General features: G+C 30.3%; 9 protein-coding genes and 1 pseudogene. 9 read left to right on the forward strand and 1 reads right to left on the reverse strand.

Going from position 1 to position 8,492, the window contains the following annotated elements:
* Window positions 1-196 precede the first annotated feature (196 nt).
* The 9 genes from HMPREF1863_RS08755 (at window position 197) to HMPREF1863_RS08785 (ending at window position 7,255) form a co-directional block, all read left to right on the forward strand.
* Entirely contained in the window at window positions 197-721 is a 525-nt protein-coding gene (locus HMPREF1863_RS08755; protein WP_001176020.1) for a phosphotransferase, read from the forward strand.
* Between the two features lie 45 nt (window positions 722-766).
* The gene (locus tag HMPREF1863_RS08760; protein WP_001041171.1) at window positions 767-1,156 is read left to right on the forward strand and encodes a cytidine deaminase family protein; all 390 of its coding nucleotides are present in this window, start codon (window positions 767-769) and stop codon (window positions 1,154-1,156) included.
* Complete coding sequence (locus tag HMPREF1863_RS09380; RefSeq protein ID WP_232300146.1) at window positions 1,147-1,431, forward strand: MBL fold metallo-hydrolase; 285 nt, start codon at window positions 1,147-1,149, stop codon at window positions 1,429-1,431. The genes HMPREF1863_RS08760 and HMPREF1863_RS09380 overlap by 10 nt, the downstream gene beginning before the upstream one ends.
* Window positions 1,432-1,470: 39 nt before the next feature.
* Window positions 1,471-1,839, forward strand: coding sequence for an MBL fold metallo-hydrolase (locus HMPREF1863_RS09385; RefSeq protein ID WP_232300147.1), 369 nt, complete (start codon window positions 1,471-1,473; stop codon window positions 1,837-1,839).
* Window positions 1,840-2,299: 460 nt separating this feature from the next.
* Entirely contained in the window at window positions 2,300-2,887 is a 588-nt protein-coding gene (locus tag HMPREF1863_RS08770; protein ID WP_068370150.1) for a type IV toxin-antitoxin system AbiEi family antitoxin domain-containing protein, read from the forward strand.
* Window positions 2,884-3,726 (forward strand): nucleotidyl transferase AbiEii/AbiGii toxin family protein, encoded by an 843-nt coding sequence (locus tag HMPREF1863_RS08775; protein ID WP_068370153.1) that lies wholly within the window; start codon window positions 2,884-2,886, stop codon window positions 3,724-3,726. The genes HMPREF1863_RS08770 and HMPREF1863_RS08775 overlap by 4 nt, the downstream gene beginning before the upstream one ends.
* Window positions 3,727-3,910: 184 nt before the next feature.
* On the forward strand, window positions 3,911-4,135 hold the full coding sequence (locus HMPREF1863_RS09020) for a helix-turn-helix domain-containing protein (protein WP_269746524.1): 225 nt from the start codon (window positions 3,911-3,913) through the stop codon (window positions 4,133-4,135).
* A 91-nt stretch (window positions 4,136-4,226) separates the two neighbouring features.
* A complete protein-coding gene (locus HMPREF1863_RS08780; RefSeq protein ID WP_068370156.1) occupies window positions 4,227-5,123 on the forward strand; it encodes a HamA C-terminal domain-containing protein in 897 nt (298 codons plus the stop codon).
* Window positions 5,120-7,255, forward strand: a complete 2,136-nt coding sequence (locus HMPREF1863_RS08785; RefSeq protein WP_068370159.1) for a DEAD/DEAH box helicase — start codon at window positions 5,120-5,122, stop codon at window positions 7,253-7,255. The genes HMPREF1863_RS08780 and HMPREF1863_RS08785 overlap by 4 nt, the downstream gene beginning before the upstream one ends.
* A gap of 56 nt (window positions 7,256-7,311) precedes the next feature.
* On the opposite strand, the pseudogene HMPREF1863_RS08790 reads toward HMPREF1863_RS08785, so the two are convergent.
* A pseudogene (locus HMPREF1863_RS08790) lies at window positions 7,312-8,492 on the reverse strand (relaxase/mobilization nuclease domain-containing protein); the annotation flags it as partial.

The following is an 8,492-nucleotide window of genomic DNA, read 5'->3' on the forward strand; positions in this document are numbered from 1 at the left end:
CAAACTACCAGCTAAGCTGGTAGTTTTGATTACATTGAAAAATGCATTCTATTATTTTCAATTATTATGATATAACATAATTATCATTTTACTTATTTGCATATTTGCACGAAAATATAGTTATCGACGACTATTCTGATAATAGCAACTAATATAGTCAATGATAACTCAAAATTTATTGATATAGTAGGTATATGTGCAACTAATTAGGGAAGATTTTAGCTTGCCATTTCTGAAACAGCTAAAACAAGTATTGCGTAAAGAATGCGCCAGTCTTCCCATGGACTTAAAATGCTTGCTTGGGGCACACATAAAACCCCTTGAACAATCTATTGACAGAGTTGAAGGACTGTCGGAGATTCTAAGACGAAGTAATCCTAAAATGGCCCTATGCCATACAGATATTCATAATTGGAACTTGATGCAACGGGATGAGCAGTTAGTTCTAATTGACTGGGAAGGCTTGAAATTGGCTCCAGTAAAAGCTGATCTCATGTTTTTTGTTGATAAGCCATATTATGATGTATTTATGAACATATACCTGAAATTACACAAAGATTTTTTAATCAATACGGATGCTTTGTTATTCTATCATATTAGACGTAAACTAGAAGATATATGGGAGTTTATTGAACAACTTTTATATGACAATCAAGAGGATAAGGAAAGAAATGAAACTATAAAAGTTCTTGATGGTGAACTGAATAACTTAGTGTTTTGAAAAAAGAATAACGTATTATTAAGCTAAATAATATTGGAGAAGAAAATGAATAAACAAGAATTATATCAAATTGCTTTCAGTATAATTAATCATAAAAAGTTACGGAACTTTGGAACTTCAGGGCATGTTGCGTGCGCGTTGGAGACAAATAGCGGTAACATCTTTACAGGAATATGCATTGACTTGCCCTGTTCTATTGGCTTATGCGCTGAACAGTCAGCTATTGCTGAAATGGTAAAGAACAATGAAACTGCAATCAAAAGGATTATCGCTGTATTTGAAGATGGGAGTATACTTCCACCATGTGGAAGGTGCAGAGAGTTTATTGCACAGATAGATAATCAAAATATAGAGACCCAAATTGTATTACCTGAAATGGAAGAAGTGTTGCTGAAAGATTTATTACCAGAAAGGTGGGATGGCAAATGGAACTGAAAAAGATAACTAGCAGGGTCTTTTATTATCCACATCAACCAGAAACTGATAGGCCTATGTTGGCATACTTAAATGGAGATAAAATTGCACTTGCCATTGATGCAGGAAATTCAGCAGACCATGTTGATGAATTTTATAAATCCCTAGAAATCGAGGACCTAAAGAAGCCAGATTTTACTGTCATCACTCATTGGCACTGGGACCATACCTTTGGAATGCATAAAATTCACGGATTGTCCATTGCACACCATAAAACCAACGAGTTTTTGAAATAGGAAAGAGCCAAACTATCTGACAGTGCATATATAAAATTTTTGATAAATGATGATGAGTGCCTAGCTAGAGAATATGTAGATAATAAAAGAATTATTGCCGTTCTATCGGATATCCAATTTGAAAAAGAGCTTACCCTTAATCTCGGTGGAATAACCGCAATGATTTTTCATACGGTTTCACCCCATTCGGAAGATACGGTGCTTATCTATATTCCTGAGGAAAAAATATTGTTCTTGGGAGATTCAACAAGCGAGGATTTCTACAATGATGGGTATATGGATAAAGAAAAATTAATGTCATTAACAAATTTGATAGAAAGTTTCGACTGTAAGTATTGTATTTTAAGTCATGCAGAGCCTCTAACTAAATCAGATTTATTAGATTACTTAAAATCCATTCTAAAATAATAATCCATGAGGTGTATTGATATGTTCCCGTCTACCGATAGCCCCAAAAACGCAGTGGATATGTTCCCGAGAACGGACACACTCAAATGACATTCATTCTATCCTCTCAAGCCATGTGGAGACTATAGCGTTGATACAAAAGATGTAAATATAGAAATCCTGCATTTTAAGCAGTTTTATAAGCATTTTGTATTTGAAAAAAATGAAGAAGGATATGTAAAAAAGACTCAAAAAAACTACATGGATGTAAGAGTAGTTTTGAGACTAGTATGAGGAAACACAAAAAATATAATAACTCATTTTGTACTTTCTACAAGAGTAGCTTATAAGGCTGCTCTTTTTTTATTAAAGGGAGTAATATTTCGTTACATCCTTTTTCAAAAAATGGAAAACTCATAAGCAACTTTACATATTCGCTTTTATAACATATAATAAAAGCGTAAACGAGAGGAGGCGGACTATGAATATACTTAAAGAATATATACAAGAAAATTTAGTAATCACCAACAAAGAAGCAGAAGAACTTGGATATACTAGGCATAATTTATCAGAATTAACAAAAATCGGACAATTAGAAAGATTAAGACCAGGACTATATCAATTAAAAGGAAAAGTAATAGACGATTTTGTTTTAATATCATCAAATAGCAATCGAATTATATTTTCCCATCAAACAGCCCTATATCTACATGACCTATCAGATAGGACCCCAAATGTATTTCATATATCTGTACCCCAAGGCTATAATGCCAGCCATATCAAAAAGAGGTACGAAGATCTACAAGTTCACTATGTAAAAAGAGATTTATACGAACTAGGAAAGACAGAAATAAAATCACCACAAGGCAACCTTATTCCAGTTTACGATATAGATCGAACAATTTGTGACATCATAATCGACAGAGAAAAAATAGATAAGCAAATTTTTACAGAAGCCATAAAAAGATACTTTAAATCATCAAATAAAAATCTAAGACGACTCATAAAATACAGTAGATTATTTAAAATAGAAAATGAAATTAGAAAATACATGGAGGTATTATCGTGATTAATATCGAGAGTATAAAGGGCAAGATAAGAAGTCTTGCAGAGAAGAAAAATCTGAAATCACAAGAAGTTCTGCAAATATATTTCTTCGAAAGATTTTTAGAAAGGCTATCCAAATCAAATTACAAAAATAATTTTGTAATAAAAGGAGGATTCCTGATATCATCTCTAATTGGTATTGAAAATAGAACAACTATGGACATGGATACAACCATAAAAGGCATAGCCCTAAAAGAAGAGAAAATAAAAGAAGTCGTAGATGAAATTATAAATATCAATGTAGAAGATGGAATAAAATTTGAAATAAAAGACATTAGTTATATTAGGGAAGAGGACGAGTACGAGAACTTTAGAATATCACTAATAGCAAATGTTGGAAAGACCAAAAACCCGATGAAACTAGACCTAACAACAGGAGATGCAATAACACCAAAAGAGATAGAATACACCTATCCATGTATATTTACCAAAGAAGATATTAAAATAATGGCATATCCATTAGAAACAATTTTAGCTGAAAAATACGAAACCATAATCAGAAGAAATATAACAACAACACGAATGAGAGACTTCTATGACCTATACACTCTCTACAAGCTAAAAAAAGACCAGATAGATTATGAAATTTTAAAACAAGCGATAGAAAGAACTTCCGACAAAAGAGGAAGTCAGGAGATAATAAAAGACTATGAGGAAATAATCGAGGACATAAAAGAAGATTCACACCTAAGATCTTTGTGGGAAGTATATCGCAGTGAAAATAAGTATATTGGAGATTTGACCTTTGATAAGGTTGTTGATGTAGTTACAATTATTTCAAATAGGGTTAGTGAGCTGTAATATTCCAGCAGACACTGTTTGGAATATTACAGACAAGGAAATATTAAGTGATTAGAGAAGTGGAATTATTCTGCTTCTTTTTTTAAAAACTTAAATGCATTTTAATGAGAACGTTTTTATATTAAACCGACATTTAATGGTATAATATAATAAATATTAGTTTTCAATGTAGGGTATATAGAGAATTTTTAGTTATAAAAGATTATTTAAAAAACTCATTGATTTAGATATGACAAATAATGAATTGATGGAAAAGGCAAAAGTAAGTAAAAGTACATTTTATAAAATAAAAAATGGGCAAAATGTAACTACGGATGTTTTGCTTAGAATTTGTAGTGCTTTGGATTGTGATATTAAAGAAATTGTTGAATGTGTAAATATTGAAAATAGATCAAATTTGAGTGATTAATTATAGTGTGATACTCCACTGGTAAAGATAAGTATTAGATTGGCTATAAATTATTAAAGTATAGATTAAATAAAAATAGAAGGGAGAAAAAATGAGTCATAAGCATTCAAATAATATAGAAATCAATAATAAATTGCATATTTACTATATAAGTTTTGATTTACTTGATAATGGCTATGGTCAAGTAAAAGACAAATTTTATAATGAATTATTTGATGATATTCCTGCTTTTGCTTTTGGAACAGATGTAATGAATAAGAAAAAAGATGAAATAGGCTTGGTTCCAACTGTAAGAGAAGCTATGAAGAAAATATATTCTATTAAAGAAATTCAGGAAGCTAGTAGAGAATATTTGGACTCTACATCTACAGAAGATAAATATATCAAAAGAGGTGAATTTGGTGAATTATTATTATACCATCTTTTACACGAGTATTTTGGAGCAGATGCATTGATTTCTAAAATATATTTTAAAGATAGCGCTGGTAGTGTGGCACATGGATTTGATGCAGTTCATGTAGATACCAATAAAAAAATTATATGGCTAGGAGAATCCAAACTATATAAAAATTCATCTACAGCAATTAATGAACTTGCAAACGATGTAGTAAATCATTTTAATGTTAATTTTCTAGATAGTGAATTTCAAATTATTACAAATAGAATACACGACTCTAAAATTGATTGTGACGATTATATTTTAAAATTGTTGGATCCTAATACGAAAACTCTCAATAAATTAGCAGATATTAATGTATGTTTGTTTGCTGCATTTGAAAGTAATAGCTTAGTCAACTTTAATAAAGATAATTTCGAAAAAACATTAAAGGAAGAAGTAGAAAAATTAGATAAGAAAATGAATACTTTATTAAGTCAACACCCATGGGCAAATTATCTAAATGTTTATTTGTTGGCATTTCCTTTAGATGATAAGAGAGAATTTGTATCTTCTCTTCATCAAAAATTAAAAGGAGGGCAGCAAATATGAATGATAGTGTTAAATTTAATGCTGAATATTTGAAAGATTTTGAATATAATTGGAATTGTACTAAATATTATACTTCTATTATTGACAAAACTGATGCAAGGAAATTTTTGATAAATGTACTAGAAAATTGGGATCAAGTTAATGATGATGCTAAATCCATATGGTTGGATTTGATTGAAAGAGCTGGTTTTTATCCTTATTATATTGATAAAATTGAAAGCATTGAAAATTATAATCAATCTTTGCAATCTAGTGTTCGTAGTGCTTTTTTTAAATCAGATTTTTTAAATGGTATATATTTTCATGAGCAACAAAAGGAAATTGAAAGGGCAGTTAGTTTAAAGAAAAATGTTGCAGTTAGTGCTCCAACGAGTTTTGGAAAAAGTCTTCTTATTGAAGAATTCGTTGCCAGAAAACAGTATAATAACATTTTAATAATTCAACCTACACTTGCATTAATTGATGAAACAAGAAAAAACATGAGTAAATATTTAAATTATTACAACATTGTTATAAACACCAAACAAAAAGCTACTGATAGGAATATATTTATATTGACGGCAGAAAGAGTTCTTGAATATGTAGGTTTGCCTAAAATTGATTTTTTTATTGTTGACGAATTTTATAAAGTTAGTAACTTAAGAAATGATGATAGAATAGATGCTTTAAATATTTCTATAATGAAAATAATGGATTATAAACCTCAAGCCTTGTTTTTAACACCTTGTGTAAATTCACTTTCAGACAGATTTATTGAAAGATATAATGTTGTTTTTTTTAAGACAGACTATTCATTGGTTAATACTAATATAATAGAAGTTCGTAAAAATAATAGACCGCTGAAAAGTAACCAAAAAAAGAAAGAATTATTTAAATTACTTAAAGAACTAAAAGAACCAAGTATAGTGTATGTAAAATCACCAAATGAAGCGTATAAATTAGCCAATGAATATATAAATTATTTAAAACCTACTAATTTTGCTAATAGTAATTTACCAGTATTTGAATGGATGGATGAAAATATATCTGAAAAATGGAAACTTAAAAAACTTATGATGAATGGAATTGGAGCTCATAATGGGGCTTTACCTCGACATATAGTGTCTTCTGAAATTGAAATGTTTAATAATGGAATTCTGTCAATTTTGTTTGCAACTGTGTCGTTAATAGAAGGCGTGAACACTGTTGCAAAGAATATCTTAATATACAGTCAAAATAAAGGAAGTAATCCTATCGATTTTTTTGACTTTGCTAATATTAAGGGTAGAGCGGGCAGAATGGGAAAGTACTATACTGGAAATGTTTATTTATTTAATGAGGAATTGCAACCTGAAGAATTTTCGATTGATGTTCCTTTTGTTGATCAAGCTAATATATCAGATGAGATATTATTCAGCATACCTGATGAATATGTTGAAGATAAAGATAGGAGGAAACTGTTGGAATCAGAAATACCAGGAGATTTACAGGCGATAATTAGAAAAAATCTAATTTCTGTGGAAGGACAGAAGAAATTATACAATTATATTAGATTAAATATTGGTAATTTATCTTATTTAAAGTGGAGTAGAATTCCTTCATATGAAGAATTATGGAGGACACTTTATTTGGCGTATAAATATTTAGACAATAATGATAGTGAAAAGTTTGCAAAGTCTCAAGCTATAATGGCGTTGGATATTATTAATAAATCATTAAAGGAAACAATTTTTAAAAGGGAAGAATTCTTAAGAAAAAAAAGATCAAATAAGAATTTTCATGAACAAGCTATTGAAGACGTTTTAAAGTTTGTTAGAAATGATGCGAATTATAAAATTCCGAAGTTGCTTTCAGTATTGGATTCTATTCAAAAATATACTTTTGAAAAGAATAGCAATCGTAACTATGGAGATTATAGCATATTCAATTCATTATTAGAGAATGGGCAAATAGGTGAAGATTTTAGATTTTTGATAGATTTTGGAGTGCCATCATCAGGAATAAAAAAAATAGAAGTTCAATTCAAAAAAGATAATAAAACATATAATGATAATGTGGAAATAATACCATGGTTGAGCCAAAATATTAAAATTTTGAAAAATATATTACTGGACTATGAGTATGATCTATTAAAAAAAGCTTTAAATTTTTAAGCTTAGTTAAAGGGAAAGAGAGATTGTCAAAAATATTTTGGAGAGAAACAAATATATCATCTCTCCATCTCCTTACCCATATAAATTCCGTAATTTTTTCGTATCTTATAAAGCTCGTCCATAGTGGATTTTGAGGAAGAATACTCTTGCATAAGGGTGTTCTTTTTTTCTTGTAATTTATCAAGCTCAGCTAAAATATCCTTTGAATTTGGGAGCTTGGAATAGGATTTTTTAAGCTCTGAGAGAGCATTTTCATATAGGGTAATCTGAGCTTTGTACTCTTCAAAAAATGCCTTGTCAGACGGATTAGCAGTATATTCCTTGTAGCACGCTCTGTGTTTTTTAACGGTATGAACTTGTTCCATAGTGGTAGAAAGCTTCTGCATTTCCTTATCAATAGCCTTGATTTTCTCTTGTATATTTTGCCTTTCATCGGCTGTTTTTTGAATATACTCGTCAAGCTGTTTAACGGATTTAATGCCATGTTCTCTGATATAAATAACAGACTCAGCAATTGTATGAAGGTTATGTTTGGTTGCCCAATATTCGTAGCCTTTGTTTTCCTTTACCTTTGCATTGGTGTTCATGTCAATAACATTGCCGATGCGTTTTTTGACGGCGGGAGTCTTGATAAACTCTCTTTCTGTAATGCGTTCTTTTAATCTTTCTTCGGTATAATCTTCTCCGATTGTTTTAGTCCTTGTAAATCTCGCCTTATTTTTTGGCTTAAAAGCAATGTGCTTACCGTATTTGATTTCATAGCCAAGATCAGCCATCTTCTTTAAAAATTCGTCCCAGTCCTTAGACTGTTTAATCATTCTATCAATGTCAAATTGAAGTTTACTTTTCCAAGAAGTGCCATGCTTTGCCTGTTCGTTTTCATACCAAGATTTACCTTTAATATTATATTTTTTCTTATAGCTTTCGTAAAACTCGTCAATGACGGATAGATTATTTTCTTTGCACAGTTTATCACTCTGATAACGGATTTGGTGGTAGCTTTTCTTGTTAGACTGGTAGCATCTACCTGTTACCATATTTACATTATTGAAGATGATGTGATTGTGGATATGCCCCTTATCTACGTGAGTAGATAAGACAAATTCGTACCATCTTTGAGTATCTTTTTACACAGCTCCATACCAATCTGGTGAGCCAATTCAGGGCTTGTTTCTCCCGGTAAAAATGATTGAATGAGATGTCTCGCAAGAACGGTTCCTTTTGTTCCTGCGTCATT

Source organism: Aedoeadaptatus coxii (assembly GCF_001553115.1).
GTDB classification, from domain to species: Bacteria; Bacillota; Clostridia; order Tissierellales; family Peptoniphilaceae; genus Aedoeadaptatus; species Aedoeadaptatus coxii.

What these genes read in the sequence shown, in the direction of transcription:
- HMPREF1863_RS08760 (WP_001041171.1), top strand. Translation starts at nt 767, where the DNA reads ATGAATAAACAAGAATTATATCAAATTGCTTTCAGTATAATTAATCAT.
- HMPREF1863_RS08770 (WP_068370150.1), top strand. Translation starts at nt 2,300, where the DNA reads ATGAATATACTTAAAGAATATATACAAGAAAATTTAGTAATCACCAAC.
- HMPREF1863_RS08785 (WP_068370159.1), top strand. Translation starts at nt 5,120, where the DNA reads ATGAATGATAGTGTTAAATTTAATGCTGAATATTTGAAAGATTTTGAA.
- HMPREF1863_RS08780 (WP_068370156.1), top strand. Translation starts at nt 4,227, where the DNA reads ATGAGTCATAAGCATTCAAATAATATAGAAATCAATAATAAATTGCAT.
- HMPREF1863_RS09380 (WP_232300146.1), top strand. Translation starts at nt 1,147, where the DNA reads ATGGAACTGAAAAAGATAACTAGCAGGGTCTTTTATTATCCACATCAA.